The sequence below is a fragment of the Chitinophaga sp. NPDC101104 genome, assembly GCF_050277495.1.
Taxonomy (GTDB): Bacteria; Bacteroidota; Bacteroidia; order Chitinophagales; family Chitinophagaceae; genus Chitinophaga.
This window is the reverse complement of record NZ_JBNNSF010000001.1, coordinates 1,541,982-1,558,150: the sequence shown is the minus strand read 5'-3', so window position 1 is coordinate 1,558,150 and position 16,169 is coordinate 1,541,982. Positions and strand designations below refer to the sequence as shown.

Sequence of the window (16,169 nt, the reverse complement as noted above, 5' to 3'; positions counted from 1 at the left end):
GGGAGGTTTGACGCGTGTCATCCAATACCGGCGGCGGCCTCGATACTTTTACACCACAATTACAAAAACTTTAACAAATGAGTGTGATCATCATGCTGTTGTGCGCCAGCCTCGCCGTAGCCCTCTTTTTTTTGGTCGCCTTTATATGGTCCGTCAAAGACGGGCAGTACGACGACGATTACTCTCCCGCACACCGGATCCTTTTCGACGATAAAACCAGTAAAGAATAAACCTCCGTTCATATGTCTCTTGAAAAATTCTCGTACGACAACCGCACCGTCAAATGGTTTGCCTATGCCGCCATTTTCTGGGGCCTGATCGGCATGCTGGCCGGCCTCTGGGCTGCGCTGGAGCTCGTCATCCCCGGCGCCAACCTGGGCTTCGCGCCCATCACATTCGGACGCCTCCGGCCGGTGCACACCAATGCGGTGATTTTCGCATTCGTGGGCAACGGCATTTTCATGGGGGTGTATTATTCCCTGCAGCGCCTGTGTAAAGCCCGCATGTGGAGCGATCTGCTCAGCAAAATCCACTTCTGGGGCTGGCAGGCCATCATCGCCGGCGGCGCGCTCACCCTCTTCCTCGGTTACACCACCGGTAAGGAATACGCGGAGCTGGAATGGCCGTTCGACATCGCCATTACCCTCATCTGGGTGGTGTTCGGCGCCAACATGCTCGGTACCATTCTGAAACGCCGCGTGAGCCATCTGTACGTGGCCATCTGGTTCTATATCGGTACCTGGGTGGCCATCGCCATGCTGCATATCGTGAACTCTTTCGAGATGCCGCTGTCGCTTTTCAAGAGCTATTCCTGGTACGCCGGCGTGCAGGACGCCCTGGTGCAATGGTGGTACGGCCACAATGCCGTGGCGTTCTTCCTCACCACGCCTTACCTCGGCCTCATGTACTATTTCGTACCGAAAGCCGCCAACCGCCCCGTTTATTCCTACCGCTGGTCGATCATCCACTTCTGGGCGCTGATCTTTATCTACATCTGGGCCGGCCCGCACCACCTGTTGTATACCGCATTGCCCGAATGGGCGCAATCCCTCGGCACCGTATTCTCCATCATGCTCATCGCCCCCTCCTGGGGCGGTATGCTCAACGGCCTGCTGACGCTCCGCGGCGCGTGGGACCGTGTGCGGGAAGACGCCGTGCTGAAATTCTTCGTAGTGGCACTCACCGCTTATGGTATGGCTACTTTCGAAGGTCCGATGCTTTCGCTCAAGAACGTGAACGCCATCAGCCACTATACCGACTGGACGATCGCGCACGTACACGTAGGCGCCCTCGGCTGGAACGGTTTCCTGACCTTCGGTATCCTGTACTGGATGATCCCCCGGCTGTTCAACACCCAATTATATTCCCGCAAATGGGCCAACGCCCACTTCTGGATCGGTACGCTCGGTATCATCTTCTACGCCATTCCCCTCTACTGGGCTGCGTTTACGCAAAGCATGATGTGGAAACAGTTTACGGAAGAAGGAACGCTGAAATACCAGTTCATCGAAACCGTGAACGTTATCGTTCCCATGTACGCCCTGCGCGCGCTCGGCGGATTGCTCTACGTTTCCGGGGTGGTCCTCATGATCGTGAATATCAGCAAAACCGTCCGCCGCGGAACTTTCGTGGCCGACGAGCCCGCAGAAGCCGCGCCGCTCGTGAAAGTGGCGGCCGTAGCCAACAGCAAAGACAAAGGCCACTGGCACAACTGGATCGAGAAGCGCCCCGTGCAGATGGTCGTGTTCAGCCTCATCGTGGTAGGGATCGGCGGTATCCTGGAAATGGTGCCCACCTTCCTGGTACGCAGCAACATTCCCACCATCAGCAGCGTGAAACCGTATACCCCGCTGGAGCTCCATGGCCGCGACATTTACGTCCGCGAAGGCTGCTATACCTGCCACTCCCAGATGGTGCGCCCCTTCCGCGACGAAGTGGCCCGCTACGGCGAATATTCCAAAGCAGGCGAGTTCATTTACGACCACCCGTTCCAGTGGGGCTCCAAGCGAACAGGGCCCGATCTGGCCAGGCTCGGCGGCAAGTACCCGGACTCCTGGCACTTCAACCACATGCTCGACCCCGTGTCGATGAGCCCCGGGTCTATCATGCCCTCCTACCCCTGGCTGTTCGACAACCGGATAGACAAGGGCAAGACGCCCGCCATGATCAACGTCATGCGCAAGATCGGCGTACCGTACGCAGAAGGGTATGAACAGCAGTCGAAGGCCGACCTGGAAAAACAGGCGAACGAAATTGCCGTCAACCTGAAAAAGGATAAACTGGAAATTCCGGCAGACCGGGAGATCGTTGCCCTCATCGCCTACCTGCAAAGACTTGGTAAAGACATTAAAGCCACCGCATCCAACAACTGATCGCCATGAAATTCATCAACTATCTCAAAACGATACAAGACGTCAGCATTTACCCGATGGTGTCGCTGATCCTCTTCTCCGTCTTCTTCCTCGCCGCGGCGTACCTCGCCTTCCGGACAGACAAACAGACGATGGACGCCATCAGTCATTTACCGATCGACAACGACGCACCTGAAAAATAGCAAGCCCATGAAACGCATCCTCACATTTCTGCTGACCATACCCGCCCTGCAGGCATCCGCAGCCGGTGCGCCGCCCGATCCTTACGGCGAGCTCACGCACCCGGTGGCCATCCTGCTGATCACCATCGCGTTCGGGCTGCTGATCGCCATCATCGTACTCGGCAATACGGTCATCTCCGCGATCGACATCTTCCGCGAACGCATGAAAAAACTCCCGCTCGTGCTGCTCCTGCTCGCCGCAGGCCACGGCGCCTTTGCGCAGGAAGCGGAAGCGGCGGTGGAAAAAGTGTCCCAACCCGTTGTGGCGGGATTGTCGGACACCACTTTCTATATGCTGCTCACGGTCGTAGGGCTCGAGATCCTCGTGCTGCTGTTCCTCCTCCAGGCATTGCGCATCCTGACCGGCATTACCCGGAAGAAAAAGGTAAAAGCGGCGAAGGCCGCCGTTCCCGGCAAACCGCGCATCACCTGGATGGAGCGGCTCAACAAGACGCGCAGCCTCGATGCCGAATCCGAAGAAGAAGCAGACCTGGGGCACGATTACGACGGCATCCGCGAGCTGAACAACCCCACCCCGCCCTGGTGGCGCTGGGGATTCTACCTCAGCATCGTTTTCGGCGTGATCTACCTCTGGCGTTACCACATCTCCGAAACCGCACCGCTGCAGTTGCAGGAACTGGCCATCGCCGATGCGAAAGCGGCGGAAGCGAAAGCCGAATACCTCAAAAATTCCGCTAACAACATCGACGAAAACAACGTGAAACTGCTGACCGAAGCGGCAGACATCGGCGCCGGACAGAAAATGTTCGCCACCAACTGCGCCGCCTGCCACGGCCCGGAAGGCCAGGGGCTCGTGGGGCCCAACCTCACCGATAAATTCTGGCTGCACGGCGGAAAAGTGAACGAAGTGTTCACCACCATCAAGTACGGTGTGCCCGATAAAGGGATGAAATCCTGGAAAGACGATTTCTCCCCCAAACAGATCGCGCAGCTGTGCGCCTATATCCACTCTATAAAAGGCACGACGCCGGCCAATCCCAAAGCGCCCGAAGGCGCCGAGGTTACGGAATAAAACAAGGTAAAAATGGAAGCGCAAGAAATGTTCAGGGACCATCTGGCCACTATCGACGAGAAAGGAAAACGCAAATGGATCTATGCCAAAAAACCGTCAGGAAAGCTGTACACGGCCAGAACGGTACTGAGCTTCTGTTATTTTCTACTGTTTTTCAGCCTGCCGTTCGTTCAGATTAACGGCAGGCCCTTGTTCCTTTTCGACATTCCCAACGGCCGCTTCACCATTTTCGGCGCCGTGTTCTGGCCGCAGGATTTCTTCATCTTCGGCCTCGCCATGCTCGCGTTCATCCTCTTCATCGTATTGTTTACCATGGCTTTCGGAAGGATTTTCTGCGGATGGATCTGTCCGCAGACCATCTTCATGGAAATGCTTTTCAGGAGAATTGAATACTGGATCGAAGGCGATGCCGCGCAGCAGAAAATCCTCGCCCGCGCGCCGTGGAACACGGAAAAGATCGTGAAGAAATCCGGCAAGCACGCGGCGTTCTTCCTCCTGTCCGTCATCATCGCCAACACCTTCCTCGCCTATATCATCGGCGTCAGAGAACTGAAACACATTGTCACAGATCCGCTCAACGCACACCTCGGCGGATTCCTCGCCATGGCCGCCTTCTCGTTCGTGTTCTACGCCGTGTTCGCGTTTTTCAGGGAACAGGTGTGCACGGTGGTCTGCCCGTACGGGCGCCTGCAAAGCGTATTGCTCGACAAAAACTCAGTGGTAGTGGCATATGATTACGGAAGAGGCGAACCCCGCGGGAAATTCAGGAAAGAAGCGCAGGACCTGGGGGATTGCATCGACTGCATGCAATGTGTGAACGTTTGCCCCACCGGGATCGACATCCGCAACGGCACGCAGCTGGAGTGTGTAAACTGCACGGCCTGTATCGATGCCTGCAATTTCATGATGGAAAAAGTAGGCCGGCCGACGGGGCTCATCCGGTACGCGTCCGAAGACGGCATCGCGAATAAACAACCGCTGCGGTATACGGGGAGATTGAAGACTTACACCGTCATTCTTTCCCTCCTGCTGGTAGCCATCACGTTCCTGCTCATCAGCCGCAAACCGGTAGACGGGTCTATCATGCGGACGGCCGGAATGCTGTACCAGGAGCGCGGAACAGACAGCGTGACCAATCTCTACCGTATCAAGCTCGTGAATAAAACGCTGACCGACGTGCCGCTGGAACTGCGTATCGAAAACGGCATCGGGAAAGTGGAAGTGGTGGGCAAGCCCATCCATGTGAAACCGGAAGCGCAGGGAGAAGGTACTTTCTTCATCGTGCTGCCGCGTACGGCGATCCATCAGAGAAAATCGGTCCTCAAAATAGGATTATATGAAAACGGCCAACGGATCGGGGAAAAGAAGACCACCTTCCTCGGGCCCATCGGCCAATAAAAACGTACTGTTATGAACTGGGGTCATTCCATCATCATCGTATTCGTCCTTTTCGCCATCGGCATCCTCACGCTCGTTACCCGCAGCATGCAAACCCGCATAGACATGGTAACGCCCGACTACTATGCCGAAGAGCTGAAATACCAGGCTACCATCGATGCACGCAACAATACCGGTCAGCTTTCCGCCCCGGTGCGCGTGACGCAGCCGGGAGACAGTATCGAGATTACCTTCCCCGGCGAGCTGAAAGGCGCGCCGCTGCAAGGCCAGGTACACTTTTACCGTCCTGCGGATTCCCGCCGCGATTTCGTGCTGCCCCTCCAGCTCAACGCATCCGGCCAGCTGCTGGTAAGCCGCGCGCGGTTCGACCGTGGGCCCTACCGCATCAGGTTGCAGTGGCAGCACGACGGTAAAGACTATTTCCAGGAAACGCAATTCTACGTACAATGACCGCCTCCATCACCGCCGCATGGCTCCTTTCCGGCCTCGGGCTGGGCTTCCTCGGAAGTTTCCACTGCGTGGGCATGTGCGGCCCCATCGCCCTCACGCTGCCCGTCCGGCACCTCAGCGGCTGGAAGAAGATGGGCGGCATCCTGCTCTACAACGCCGGCCGCGTTACCGCCTACATGCTGCTGGGCCTCGTGTTCGGCTGGCTGGGGCAGCAGTTCTACCTCGGCGGATGGCAACAGGGATTATCGATTGGGTTGGGCCTGTTGCTCCTCGCCGCTGTGCTTTTCGGCAAGCTGACGCCGAAGCTGAAGATGGGATGGGTACAACGGTCTCTCGGGAAATTACTCGCCCGCCGCAGCACCGGCACGCTGTACGCCATCGGTTTCCTGAACGGTTTCCTGCCCTGCGGACTGGTGTACATGGCCGTTGCCGGCGCGATAGCTTCCGGGAGCGTGTGGGGCGGTGCGCTGTTCATGGGCGCTTTCGGCGCGGGAACGCTGCCGGCGATGGCGGCCGTGTCCTGGTTCAGCCAGCTCCTGGGCATGCGGGGGCGCATCGCCGTAAGGCGCGCCATGCCTTACGTGATGGGCGTCATGGCGATATTGCTCATCCTCCGCGGCCTCAACCTCGGCATCCCCTATGTTAGCCCCGAAATGCATCCGCATGCAGAAAAAGTGATCGAAAAATGCTGTCATAAATAGTGAGATAAACTGAGCGTCATGACCACCCTGCTTAACAAATACCAGGTAGCCGCCCCGCGATATACGAGTTACCCGACCGTCCCGTACTGGGACACCACCGCTTTCCGCGAAGACCAGTGGCTGGAGGGGCTCGCGCCCTCGTTCTCCGCGCTGAACAATGAAGACGGGATCAGTCTTTACATCCACCTCCCCTTCTGCGAAAGGCTCTGCACCTACTGCGGCTGCAACAAATACATCACCGTTAACCACGACCACGAAATCCCGTATATCAACACGGTATTGCAGGAATGGGAGCTATATCTGCAACACTTTCCCGAAAAGCCGCGCATCCGCGAAGTGCACCTGGGCGGGGGAACGCCCACGTTTTTCAGTCCGGCGAACCTTACCCGCCTGCTCAACGCCATCTTCGAAACGGCCGTCGTGCTGCCGGGGGCGGAACACAGCTTCGAGGGGCATCCCAACAACACCACGCCGGAACACATGCAGGCGCTCTACGATCTCGGTTTCCGGCGGATGAGCCTCGGCATTCAGGACCTCGACCTCAACGTCCAGACCATCATCAACCGGATACAACCCTTCGAAAACGTGCGCGACTGCGTGGAAACGGCGCGCAGGATCGGGTACACCTCCATCAACTTCGATCTTATTTACGGCCTGCCGCTCCAGACGCTTAAAAGCATCCGCGAAACCTTCACGCAATGCATGTTCCTCCTCCCTGAGCGCATTTCTTTCTACAGCTACGCCCACGTACCCTGGATCAAAGGGAACGGGCAGCGCCTCTTCAGCGAAAAAGACCTCCCCACCGGCGATCAGAAACGCGCACTGTATGAACTGGGGAAATCGATACTGGAAAATTATTTCTACGTGGAAATCGGGATGGACCACTTCGCCCTGCCCGACGACAAGCTCTTCGAAGCCGCGGCAGACGGGAGCCTCCACCGGAATTTCATGGGATATACAGACCACCGCACATCGCTGCTCATCGGGCTGGGCGTTTCCGCCATCAGCGATACCGGTAACGCATATACGCAAAATGAAAAATCACTGGCCGCGTACCAGGAAAAAGTCCGCCAGGGAAAGCTCCCTGTATTCCGCGGACATATGCTTACGAAAGAAGACCTCCGGCTCCGCAACCACATCCTCCGCCTGATGTGCCGGTTCGAAACGCATTGGGACCGGCAAGACGCGAACTGCGACGCCATTTCCGAAAGCCTCCAGCGCCTGCAGGAGCCCGAGCGCGACGGCCTCGTGGAAGTGCGGCCGGATGGCGTGATCGTGACAGAAAAAGGAAAGCCATACATACGGAACATATGTATGGCTTTCGATGCCCGGCTGTGGCGGAACGTGCCGCAAACACAGCTGTTCAGCAACGCGGTCTGAATCAGATATTGTCGAGCGAACGGCGCTTCTCTTCCTTCAGCTGCTTGAAATGGCTGGGCGTAAGGCCCGTCACTTTCTTGAACTGTCCGGAAAGATGCGCCACGCTACTGTATCCCAGCTTATAGGCGATCTCGCTGAGCGTCAGCTCGCCATACACGAGCAATTCCTTCACCTTTTCGATTTTCTGCTGGATGATGAACTGCTCGATGGTCGTGTTTTCGGTTTCGGAAAACAGTTTGCTCAGCATGTGGTAATCTTTCTGCAGCTTTTGCGAAAGCAGCGTGGAAAAGTTTTCGTTCATCTCATCCAGTTCACCGTAGTGGACCGTTTCCACGACGAAGTTCTTGATGGTTTCCACGATCTGGGTTTTCCTGTCGTCCAGCAACAGAAACCCTTCGTCCTGCAAAGCCCTGGCGATGCGCGCGGTAGCCGCTGCATCGGGCTCGGTTTCGAGTTCTGCCTTCCCCAGCGTCACATCCTTCACAACCTGTCCTTCGTGCTCCAGCACGTACCGCACCATTTTGACGCAGCGCGGGCAAACCATGTTTTTGATATGTAATACCGTGCTCATCCTATTTTTTGAAAATGTTATACAAATTGTATTCGTACCGGACGAGGAAACTCTGGTCCATCATGCGGGCCATGTCCCCGAAAAGCTGGGTGCGGTAACTGAGATCGATGCGCGAATTGCTGTTGATGATCAGCTGCACCGCCGGCGCCACGTCTACGTAATAACCGCTGCGGTATTGGTCGAGGTTCGATTTGCCCAGCAATTCCACGTAGAGGTTCAGGTTCGTCTGTTTATAGCTTTTGTACGACCGCGGCAGCAACAGGTACCCGGCCGACAGCGTGTAATTCAGCGCGCTGCGCGACACGTAGGGCAAATGATGCTGCGTGTTGTTCATATACCGGTCGTACGCCAAACTCCCCGAAACGGCGAGCTTATGCACGAGCTGCGTGGCTATCACGCCCGCGCTCACGCCGGAGGTCATGCCATCGAGGTCGAGGTCCTGGTTATTGAACGCTGCGGCCGTGTGATCGTGATCGGGGCCCATGGGCGGCGCGTAGGGATTGTTGATGATGGATCCCTTCGCGAAGGCCGCCATGCGGAAATGCGAGTGCATATCATCCACCGAAAGGAAGCGGTATTTGGCGTACAGCCCCGCCCCTTCCGCCTTGAAGCGGTTTTCCATCACATTGGAGAAATACCCGCTGGCATGCACCATGAGCTTCTTGCTGATACCTACCATCACTTCGGGCTGAAGGCGGTAGCCGGTATAGCTGGCATGGTCCATGGGGTAAAACTTGTTGGTGAGCCGCAGCCCGATCGAGTTGGCCGGCATATTGCTGGCGGGCTCGGTTTGCACGTAGAGTTCCTGCGCCCGTGCCGAAACGCCCGCGCCTGCGAGGGCGAGGATAATGGTCAGTTTTTTCAGCATCATGACAGATTAAATGGTGACGTGATAAACCCGGGTACCCTTCTTGTCGTTGCCGCAGCAGGACTCCATGACACCGGTGTTGATGCATTTCATCTTGGTGAGGGCCGCGTATTTCTTGAAGGATTTGGCGGGAAGGAAGTCGCGGTCGATCACCGTTACGTCTTTTTCACCGCTGAGGGTCTGGGGTTTCACGTTCACGAAGTGCAACGTTTGACCTGCGAAGGGCACATGTGCGTCGTTTTCCACTTTCACGCCGTTGAAATCGGCCGTCATCACCAGTTTGCCTACCGAAAACCCTGCGCCTTCCACTTTCTGGCGGATCTGGTCGATATTGACATTGGCGCCCGGTTTGAAATGGAGGATGAAGGTAGTGTTGTTGAGATCTGTGTCGATCTTGTCAACGAAAGTGAGGGTTTTCAGTGCTTTCTGGGTAGCGTTCGAGCACATGGCGCAGGTGAGGCCTGCGGCCTGGAGGGATGCTTTTTTATATTGCTGCGCGGATGCGGAGAACGTAATGCCGGTCAACGCCAGCGCAAAGAGGATCGTTTTCATTTTTCCTTGATTTGAGGCCCGGGGGCCGTTTGAATGGATACGTAAATTCAGTTACAACAGTTGGTCGGGGGGGACGAACGGTTGTATCAAATCAGGAAGAGACAGAATTGTTTGTAGAGGGGAACGCCGTTGGGTGGTGGCGCATTGATGGGCGCCCATTCGGCGAAGACGGGAGCCGCGGCGAGGCTGGGTTGCCAGGCGGGCTGCAACAGCGTCAAAATTACCGGAGAAGGCTCCGGAAGGCTCACACCGGCTTTGGCGCCCTGGTGCGAATCGTCGTATTTCACGAAGCGGGCTTCGTCTTTACAGCACTCTCCCTTTTTCTCCATGCCGCATTTATTGCAGCCTTCGTCATGGGAATCGTGCAGGTCAACGGAAGCCAATTCCCCCATACAGTAATGCACATTAACACTGAACCCGCTGGTAATCAGCGAGTAAAGTATTGCAATACAAATGGTGAGGAATTTCTTCATATGACAAATATACGCATTTCGGCCGAAACGGGCATCAGTTCACGAACCACCAGCGCAGGCCCACCCGGATCCCGAAATTGTTTGCGGGGTACAGGGGCGACACGAAGTTATTGTCCCACACCAGGGAGTTCAGGTTTTCGCCGCGCACGTAGGCCGACAACGACTTGATCCTGAAATGTACGAAAGCCGCCACTTCGGGTTTGTTGTTGATCTGCAGTACGTCCTGGTAGAAGAACTGGCTGAGCATGGGAGAATAATCGTCCGCATAGTACGGCGTGTTGTATTTCCCTTCGAGGCCGGTGTAAAGGTTCAGGTTTTTGAAGAGCTTGGCCGTGTAGGCAACGCGCAGGCGCGCCCAAACGGTGGGCAACTGCACGGGCGCCGTTCCTGCGATCTGCTGGAAGGCCGCGTCTCCGTCAAAGGTAAATCCGCCTACGTCGAACCTTTTATACGCCACGAGCTGGAGGAGGTTGAACAACCCGCTGCTTTGCGCGCTTTCCGTGAAACTTTTGAAGTAGGTGTAATTGGTGTAGAGGAAATAATTGGCGGTGAGACTGTATTTAAGTTTCTTGTTATCGGCCCGCACCTGGATCTGGGTGATGTTTTCCTTGTTGAGATCGTTGTTCGTCCAGATTTGTTTGTTGCGGGTGCCGAAATACCGGTAAACGTAAGACGGTTCGCGGTTGACGTTGGCGGCCATGAGGCTGATGCGGCCCAGTGTTTCGTTGAGATGGCTGCTCAGGCGGCCGGACACGGCATAGTCGCCCGCGTTCTCGCCGATGGGGTACAGGTCTCCCTTGGCCTGGATGTCCCATTTCTGATTCCGCGTCTTGTTACGGTATTCGCCATGGAGGCGGAGGTTGGTGAACGAGACTTCGTTGAAGGAGCGGACGGCCACGGAGGTGTCGAACTGCCCTTTGATCATTTCGAAAGCGGCGCCTACGCGGATGAAGTGCGCCTGGTTCCCGCGCATGGGGAACTGCATGAGTGAAATATCGTTGCTGAAAATCCGCCAGCGGTGCCGCGTCCGGACCGTATCGGGATTGTTCAGGGGGATGTTGATGTTGTAAAAGGTGCGGTAGTACAGGGAATCCGGTTCGGCGTCCTGGTACCGGTAGGTGTTTTCGGTGTAGGTAAGGGTGTGCTCTACGCGGAAAACGGGGTCGAATTTGTAATATTCGGTGGTGTCGTTGACATGTACCGTATCGCCATGGCCCCAGTCGTATTGCTGGCGCACGAGGATGCTGGCTTCCTGGTTATAGCTTTTTACGGGGATATTGGTGTTGAGCAGGCCGCCGAGGCGCGGGTTGTTGCCGCCGAGGCGTACGGGGATGAGCCGCGGGTCGGTGTATTCCGGGTTCTTGAGGTCGGCCTTGTCTTGCAGCCCGCCATTTTCGCCGCCATTGATCTTGTTGAGATAATAGCTGAAGTAAAGGTGATAGCGTTTGTCCTGGCTGTTGTAGTTCGCCGTTACATTATAATTATCGTGGTTGGTGGCCTGGTTCTGGAAAAACCCGGGGCTGTTGATTTTCCGGTACTGGAACGAGAAGTTGAATTTCTCGCCGCGGTTCTGGGTGTGTTGCAGGTTGATCATCTGCTCCTGTTTGGCGCCGATGAGGTACCACAGCTCCGAGAAGGGCCGGTTGGTGTTATAGAATTTGGCGTTCTGGTGGTTGAAGCCGTACACGTCGTACGAATGGAACCCTGCATCGAAGCCGGGGGCCATGCGGGGCGAGAATACGAGGTTGCGGGCGGCGTTGCCGTTGTTGCCGAGGGTCATGTAGGTGGCGGGGAAGCCAAGGTAATTCAGCGAAAAATCCGCGATGGAAGAGTCGATCATGAAATCGGTGGGCTCGTCGAGGAACCGGTAGCGGAGCGTGAGCGTATCGGGCTCATGGTCGTGCTTGGTAGTGTCCCGCTGCATGGAAGTATTGCCGCCGCCCCCGCCGCGCATGGGCAGGCGGCCGGTGTTGAACTGTGCCCTGAGGGCGGTGCCGGTGCAAACCAGCAGGAGGAAAAGGATCGAGAATTGCCTCATCGGGATGATTCGTGTAAGGTCCGGCATATGCTACAATTGCCGGGCCAATTCGCTGAAAATATAAGTTAAATGCGGCTCCGCTGCTTTGGCGGCTGCCAGTACCTCTTCGTGGGTGATGACGTTTTCTTCTTCACGGATGCCGAGGTCGGTGATGACGCTCATGGCGAAAACGCGCAGCCCGCTGTGGGCGGCTACGATGACTTCCGGGACGGTGCTCATGCCCACGGCGTCTCCGCCGATGATGTGCATGAATTTATATTCGGCCCGTGTTTCGAACGTGGGGCCCTGCACGCCGACGTATACGCCTTCGTGCAGATGGATCCCTTTTGCGGCGGCGATTTCCTTCGCTTTGGCGATGAGCGCCTTGCTGTAGGGCTCGCTCATATCGGGGAACCGGGGGCCGAGGGCGGCGTTGTTGGGGCCGCGGAGCGGATGTTCGGGCTGGAGGTTGATGTGATCGGTAATGACCATGAGGTCGCCCACCCGGAATTTGGCGTTCATGCCGCCGGCCGCGTTGGAGATGAGGAGGGTCTCGATGCCGAGGGCCTTCATCACCCGAACGGGGAAAGTGACCTGTTGCATGGAAAGGCCTTCATAATAATGGTACCTCCCCGCCATGGCCACCACGGGCCTGCCGGCGAGCTTCCCCAGGATGAGCCGGCCCGAATGCCCCTCCACCGTTGCCGGCGGGAAATGGGGGATCTGGTCGTAAGGGATCTCCACCCGGTCGGTTATCTCCCCCGCCAGGTTCCCCAGGCCGCTGCCCAGTATGATGCCCACCGCAGGACGCCAGGGAGCGAACTGCTGAATATAGGCCTTCGATTCGTTGATCTGTTCCAGCATTTGCGGATTTTATGCCCGGCAAAGTTAATTGTTCGTTGCATATCATCCATCCCATCCAAAGAAATCCCCGGATTAAAACATAAAATGCCTAAATTAGCGGCCAAATTTGTATTCCGATGAATTTACACGAGTACCAGGCTAAAGAACTGCTGAAAAAATACAATGTACCGGTACAGGAAGGTATCCCGGTTGACACGCCCGAAGCTGCCGCCGAGGCTTACAAGCAACTGAAGGTGCAGTTTGGAAACGAGTTCGCCGTAGTAAAGGCGCAAATACACGCGGGCGGGCGCGGTAAAGGCAAGATCCGTGGCACCGAACAACGCGGCGTAGCCGTTGGTAAAAACGCGGAAGATGTAAAAACCATCGCCGGAAATATCCTCGGTGGCACCCTCGTAACCATCCAGACCGGCGAAGCCGGCAAGGTTGTCAATAAAGTACTGGTAGCCCAGGACGTTTACTATCCCGGCGCCAATCCCATCAAAGAATTCTACCTCTCCATCCTCCTCGACCGTGCCACCGGCCAGAACGTGATCATGTACTCCACCGAAGGAGGCATGGACATCGAGGAAGTGGCCCATAACACGCCCGACAAAATTTTCAAGGAGTGGGTATACCCCGGCGGCAAACTCGAAGCCTTCCAGGCCCGCAAGATCGCCTTCAACTTCGGCCTCTCCGGCGAAGCGTTCAAAAACATGGTGAAATTCGTGACCAACCTCTATAACGGATACGTTGGGCTCGACGCCGCCATGCTCGAAATCAACCCGCTGTTCAAAACGAGCGACGAAAAAATCATCGCCGTAGACTGCAAGCTGAACCTCGACGACAACGCCCTCATCCGCCACCCGGAGCTCGTTGCCCTGCGCGACATTACCGAAGAAGACCCCACCGAAGTGGAAGCCGGCAAACACAACCTCAACTTCGTGAAACTCGACGGTAACGTAGGTTGTATGGTGAACGGCGCAGGCCTCGCCATGGCTACCATGGACATGATCAAACTTTCCGGTGGCGAGCCCGCCAACTTCCTGGACGTAGGCGGCACCGCCAACGCGCAAACCGTTGAAGCCGGTTTCCGCATTATCCTGAAAGACCCGAAAGTAAAAGCGATCCTCATCAACATCTTCGGCGGTATCGTTCGTTGCGACCGTGTTGCCCAGGGTGTGATCGACGCTTACAAATCCATCGGCACCATCGAAGTGCCCATCATCGTGCGCCTCCAGGGTACCAACGCTGCCGAAGCGAAAGCCCTCATCGAGGAAAGCGGCCTGAAAGTTCAATCTGCCATCCTGCTCAGCGAAGCAGCTGCACTCGTAAACAAAGCCGTTAGCTAAGCTATCGCCTTCATATTTTTCCGGAAAGGACGGTCTTATTGGCCGTCCTTTTTCGTTGCAGCCGGCTTTGTTCCGCTGGCCCGGCCGCCGTTGTGTCACTCCCTTCAACAGCCGTGCACCGTTCGGCGATGCATCTTTTCCGCCGATCCCTCCATCAAACTCCGCCTTTCAAAATCCGCCTGGCCGTCAAAACCGCCAATTCGCTCCCGCGAGCCCTCCAAACAATCCGCCCCTCCCGCCATCGACCGCCTGCCATCGTTCCCCGCCGCCCGCGGTAAATTTGCGGCAAGGGCAGAAAAATTGCCTATTTTTGACTTCCATCCTTCTTATCAAAAACATGACGGCTTACCTGAAAACGAAACAGCATGTTACGTATCCGTCATTTCTTCCTCATCTGCTCGGGCGCACACCTGCCCCTGCTCCGCCGCGCACCTGCCGAAACCAATAAGTACGCCGGCATAGGGGCTACTATTTTCTTTACCGGCCTGTTTGCCGCCATCGCCGCAGGGTATGCACTGTGGACCGTCTTCCGCAACCCCTGGGCCGCCGTCGGGTTCGCATTGCTGTGGGGCCTCATGATCTTCAACCTCGACCGCTACATCGTATCGAGCCTCAAGAAGCGCGACCGCTTCGGCAAAGAGCTCTGGATGGCCGTTCCGCGCCTCCTCCTCGCCGTGATGATCGCCGTGGTGATCTCCAAACCCCTGGAGCTGAAAATCTTCGAGCGGGAAATCCTCGCCGAGCTCACCCTCATGGAACAGGAACAGCGCCAGGCGGAAGACTCCCTCGTCCGCGCTGCCTTCACTTCCCGCAAAGCCGAGCTCGCCACCCGGATGAATGCCATCCAGTCCCAAATCTCCGTGCAGACCACGCGGGTAGATACCCTCCAGCTGCGCGCCCAGCAGGAAGCCGATGGCACCGGCGGCTCCCGCGTCAAGAACCTCGGCCCCATCTATAAAGCCAAAAAAGCCGATGCCGACAGCGCCTCCGCGGCCCTGCAATCCCTCCTGTCACAACGCGCCGCCCTCACTGCGGAAATCCAGGCGGAAGACGATTCGCTCGCCGCGCGCCTCACGGCCCTGGAACGCCACAAACCCGACGGAATGGCCTCCCGGCTGGAAGCACTGGGCCGCATCACCGGGAAAAGCGCCCCCATCCAATGGGCCAACTGGTTCATCATGCTGTTGTTCATTGCCCTGGAAACGGCTCCCGTACTCGTGAAGCTCATCTCGCCCCGCGGGCCGTACGACGATCTGCTGGACCAGCACGAATTCGCCTTCGCCATGCACCGGAAAGAAAAGAAAGCCATCCTGGAAATGCAGACAGACGCGCGGATCAGGAAAGCGGAAGAAGAATCGGCCTATGTATGATCTGGGGTTGGAAAATCCCCGGCCGGCCACGTATCGCGCAGGGGGCTTTACCAGATAACCGGAAACCGGTACATGCACACATCTTCCAATTTGGGAATCATCCGAACATTGCGTACATTAAACATACTATGCAGGTACATCTCAAAACCATCCACGAAACGAGTGCAGCGGCAGGCTGGGCGGGCCCCCGCAGCCTGGTGATAGACCGAACGCCACGCGCGGGAGGCCTGGGCATCGGGTTCAGCGGGGAAGAATTATTCATGATGTCTATCGCCGCGAGCGTGTGCAACAGCCTCTACCGCGAAGCCGCCGCCCGGGGCATCGCCGTGGCGCATGTGGAGATCATCGTCAATGGCGACTGGAGCGGCGAGCCCGCACAGGCCCGGAACATCCGGTACGACATCCGCGTGGAATCTTCCGCGCCGCGGCAAGACGTCGAAGACCTCATCCGCAGCGTCGATCAATCGGCCGATATCCCGACTTCACTGCGCGCCGGCACTGCCGTCAAGCTCAATTCGATCGACATACTGAAGGCGTGAGGCTTTTTATCCGAATCATCTGGCCGGCGGTG

Annotated in this window: 17 protein-coding genes; 11 read left to right on the top strand and 6 right to left on the bottom strand. The window is 56.9% G+C overall.

The genetic code is table 11. The features are described from left to right. Positions 1 to 77: 77 nt before the first annotated feature. Genes ccoS through hemN form a run of 8 tightly spaced genes read left to right on the top strand, consistent with a single transcriptional unit; the run spans position 78 to position 7,555 of the window. The gene (gene ccoS, locus ACQKLP_RS06410) at positions 78 to 230 is read left to right on the top strand and encodes a cbb3-type cytochrome oxidase assembly protein CcoS (protein WP_427321156.1); all 153 of its coding nucleotides are present in this window, start codon (positions 78 to 80) and stop codon (positions 228 to 230) included. Between the two features lie 12 nt (positions 231 to 242). Further along, the gene (ccoN, locus tag ACQKLP_RS06405) at positions 243 to 2,372 is read left to right on the top strand and encodes a cytochrome-c oxidase, cbb3-type subunit I (protein ID WP_427321154.1); all 2,130 of its coding nucleotides are present in this window, start codon (positions 243 to 245) and stop codon (positions 2,370 to 2,372) included. A 5-nt stretch (positions 2,373 to 2,377) separates the two neighbouring features. Then, positions 2,378 to 2,554: a CcoQ/FixQ family Cbb3-type cytochrome c oxidase assembly chaperone gene (locus tag ACQKLP_RS06400; protein WP_427321152.1), complete on the top strand. Its 177-nt coding sequence runs from the start codon at positions 2,378 to 2,380 to the stop codon at positions 2,552 to 2,554. 7 nt (positions 2,555 to 2,561) lie between these two features. Continuing rightward, complete coding sequence (locus tag ACQKLP_RS06395) at positions 2,562 to 3,626, top strand: cbb3-type cytochrome c oxidase N-terminal domain-containing protein (RefSeq protein WP_427321150.1); 1,065 nt, start codon at positions 2,562 to 2,564, stop codon at positions 3,624 to 3,626. A 12-nt stretch (positions 3,627 to 3,638) separates the two neighbouring features. Continuing rightward, on the top strand, positions 3,639 to 5,024 hold the full coding sequence (gene ccoG / locus ACQKLP_RS06390; protein WP_427321148.1) for a cytochrome c oxidase accessory protein CcoG: 1,386 nt from the start codon (positions 3,639 to 3,641) through the stop codon (positions 5,022 to 5,024). Between the two features lie 12 nt (positions 5,025 to 5,036). Then, positions 5,037 to 5,474: a FixH family protein gene (locus tag ACQKLP_RS06385; protein WP_427321146.1), complete on the top strand. Its 438-nt coding sequence runs from the start codon at positions 5,037 to 5,039 to the stop codon at positions 5,472 to 5,474. After that, positions 5,471 to 6,175: a sulfite exporter TauE/SafE family protein gene (locus ACQKLP_RS06380; RefSeq protein WP_427321144.1), complete on the top strand. Its 705-nt coding sequence runs from the start codon at positions 5,471 to 5,473 to the stop codon at positions 6,173 to 6,175. Before ACQKLP_RS06385 ends, ACQKLP_RS06380 begins: the two co-directional genes overlap by 4 nt. Positions 6,176 to 6,193: 18 nt before the next feature. After that, on the top strand, positions 6,194 to 7,555 hold the full coding sequence (gene hemN / locus ACQKLP_RS06375) for an oxygen-independent coproporphyrinogen III oxidase (RefSeq protein WP_427321142.1): 1,362 nt from the start codon (positions 6,194 to 6,196) through the stop codon (positions 7,553 to 7,555). Between the two features lies 1 nt (position 7,556). On the opposite strand, the gene ACQKLP_RS06370 is transcribed toward hemN, so the two are convergent. The 6 genes from ACQKLP_RS06370 to ACQKLP_RS06345 form a co-directional block, all read right to left on the bottom strand. Further along, positions 7,557 to 8,126 (bottom strand): helix-turn-helix domain-containing protein, encoded by a 570-nt coding sequence (locus tag ACQKLP_RS06370; RefSeq protein WP_427321140.1) that lies wholly within the window; start codon positions 8,124 to 8,126, stop codon positions 7,557 to 7,559. Between the two features lies 1 nt (position 8,127). Continuing rightward, entirely contained in the window at positions 8,128 to 8,994 is an 867-nt protein-coding gene (locus ACQKLP_RS06365; protein WP_427321138.1) for a hypothetical protein, read from the bottom strand. A gap of 9 nt (positions 8,995 to 9,003) precedes the next feature. Next, complete coding sequence (locus ACQKLP_RS06360; protein WP_427321136.1) at positions 9,004 to 9,546, bottom strand: heavy-metal-associated domain-containing protein; 543 nt, start codon at positions 9,544 to 9,546, stop codon at positions 9,004 to 9,006. Positions 9,547 to 9,632: 86 nt separating this feature from the next. After that, on the bottom strand, positions 9,633 to 10,019 hold the full coding sequence (locus ACQKLP_RS06355) for an HYC_CC_PP family protein (RefSeq protein ID WP_427321134.1): 387 nt from the start codon (positions 10,017 to 10,019) through the stop codon (positions 9,633 to 9,635). Positions 10,020 to 10,053: 34 nt separating this feature from the next. After that, entirely contained in the window at positions 10,054 to 12,057 is a 2,004-nt protein-coding gene (locus tag ACQKLP_RS06350; protein ID WP_427321132.1) for a putative porin, read from the bottom strand. Between the two features lie 30 nt (positions 12,058 to 12,087). Continuing rightward, positions 12,088 to 12,900 (bottom strand): purine-nucleoside phosphorylase, encoded by an 813-nt coding sequence (locus ACQKLP_RS06345; RefSeq protein WP_427321130.1) that lies wholly within the window; start codon positions 12,898 to 12,900, stop codon positions 12,088 to 12,090. 116 nt (positions 12,901 to 13,016) lie between these two features. Here ACQKLP_RS06345 and sucC point away from each other — a divergent pair, with 116 nt between their 5' ends. The 3 genes from sucC (at position 13,017) to ACQKLP_RS06330 (ending at position 16,137) form a co-directional block, all read left to right on the top strand. Next, positions 13,017 to 14,228: an ADP-forming succinate--CoA ligase subunit beta gene (gene sucC / locus ACQKLP_RS06340; RefSeq protein WP_126245409.1), complete on the top strand. Its 1,212-nt coding sequence runs from the start codon at positions 13,017 to 13,019 to the stop codon at positions 14,226 to 14,228. 365 nt (positions 14,229 to 14,593) lie between these two features. Continuing rightward, positions 14,594 to 15,598: a DUF4407 domain-containing protein gene (locus ACQKLP_RS06335; RefSeq protein ID WP_427321128.1), complete on the top strand. Its 1,005-nt coding sequence runs from the start codon at positions 14,594 to 14,596 to the stop codon at positions 15,596 to 15,598. Between the two features lie 128 nt (positions 15,599 to 15,726). Next, the gene (locus tag ACQKLP_RS06330; RefSeq protein WP_427321126.1) at positions 15,727 to 16,137 is read left to right on the top strand and encodes an OsmC family protein; all 411 of its coding nucleotides are present in this window, start codon (positions 15,727 to 15,729) and stop codon (positions 16,135 to 16,137) included. Positions 16,138 to 16,169: the final 32 nt, after the last annotated feature.

Bases quoted from the DNA above. Each gene is read 5' to 3' on its own strand.
- ccoS (WP_427321156.1), top strand. From the start codon at position 78: ATGAGTGTGATCATCATGCTGTTGTGCGCCAGCCTCGCCGTAGCCCTC.
- ccoN (WP_427321154.1), top strand. From the start codon at position 243: ATGTCTCTTGAAAAATTCTCGTACGACAACCGCACCGTCAAATGGTTT.
- ACQKLP_RS06400 (WP_427321152.1), top strand. From the start codon at position 2,378: ATGAAATTCATCAACTATCTCAAAACGATACAAGACGTCAGCATTTAC.
- ACQKLP_RS06395 (WP_427321150.1), top strand. From the start codon at position 2,562: ATGAAACGCATCCTCACATTTCTGCTGACCATACCCGCCCTGCAGGCA.
- ccoG (WP_427321148.1), top strand. From the start codon at position 3,639: ATGGAAGCGCAAGAAATGTTCAGGGACCATCTGGCCACTATCGACGAG.
- ACQKLP_RS06385 (WP_427321146.1), top strand. From the start codon at position 5,037: ATGAACTGGGGTCATTCCATCATCATCGTATTCGTCCTTTTCGCCATC.
- ACQKLP_RS06380 (WP_427321144.1), top strand. From the start codon at position 5,471: ATGACCGCCTCCATCACCGCCGCATGGCTCCTTTCCGGCCTCGGGCTG.
- hemN (WP_427321142.1), top strand. From the start codon at position 6,194: ATGACCACCCTGCTTAACAAATACCAGGTAGCCGCCCCGCGATATACG.
- ACQKLP_RS06370 (WP_427321140.1), bottom strand. From the start codon at position 8,126: ATGAGCACGGTATTACATATCAAAAACATGGTTTGCCCGCGCTGCGTC.
- ACQKLP_RS06365 (WP_427321138.1), bottom strand. From the start codon at position 8,994: ATGCTGAAAAAACTGACCATTATCCTCGCCCTCGCAGGCGCGGGCGTT.
- ACQKLP_RS06360 (WP_427321136.1), bottom strand. From the start codon at position 9,546: ATGAAAACGATCCTCTTTGCGCTGGCGTTGACCGGCATTACGTTCTCC.
- ACQKLP_RS06355 (WP_427321134.1), bottom strand. From the start codon at position 10,019: ATGAAGAAATTCCTCACCATTTGTATTGCAATACTTTACTCGCTGATT.
- ACQKLP_RS06350 (WP_427321132.1), bottom strand. From the start codon at position 12,057: ATGAGGCAATTCTCGATCCTTTTCCTCCTGCTGGTTTGCACCGGCACC.
- ACQKLP_RS06345 (WP_427321130.1), bottom strand. From the start codon at position 12,900: ATGCTGGAACAGATCAACGAATCGAAGGCCTATATTCAGCAGTTCGCT.
- sucC (WP_126245409.1), top strand. From the start codon at position 13,017: ATGAATTTACACGAGTACCAGGCTAAAGAACTGCTGAAAAAATACAAT.
- ACQKLP_RS06335 (WP_427321128.1), top strand. From the start codon at position 14,594: ATGTTACGTATCCGTCATTTCTTCCTCATCTGCTCGGGCGCACACCTG.
- ACQKLP_RS06330 (WP_427321126.1), top strand. From the start codon at position 15,727: ATGCAGGTACATCTCAAAACCATCCACGAAACGAGTGCAGCGGCAGGC.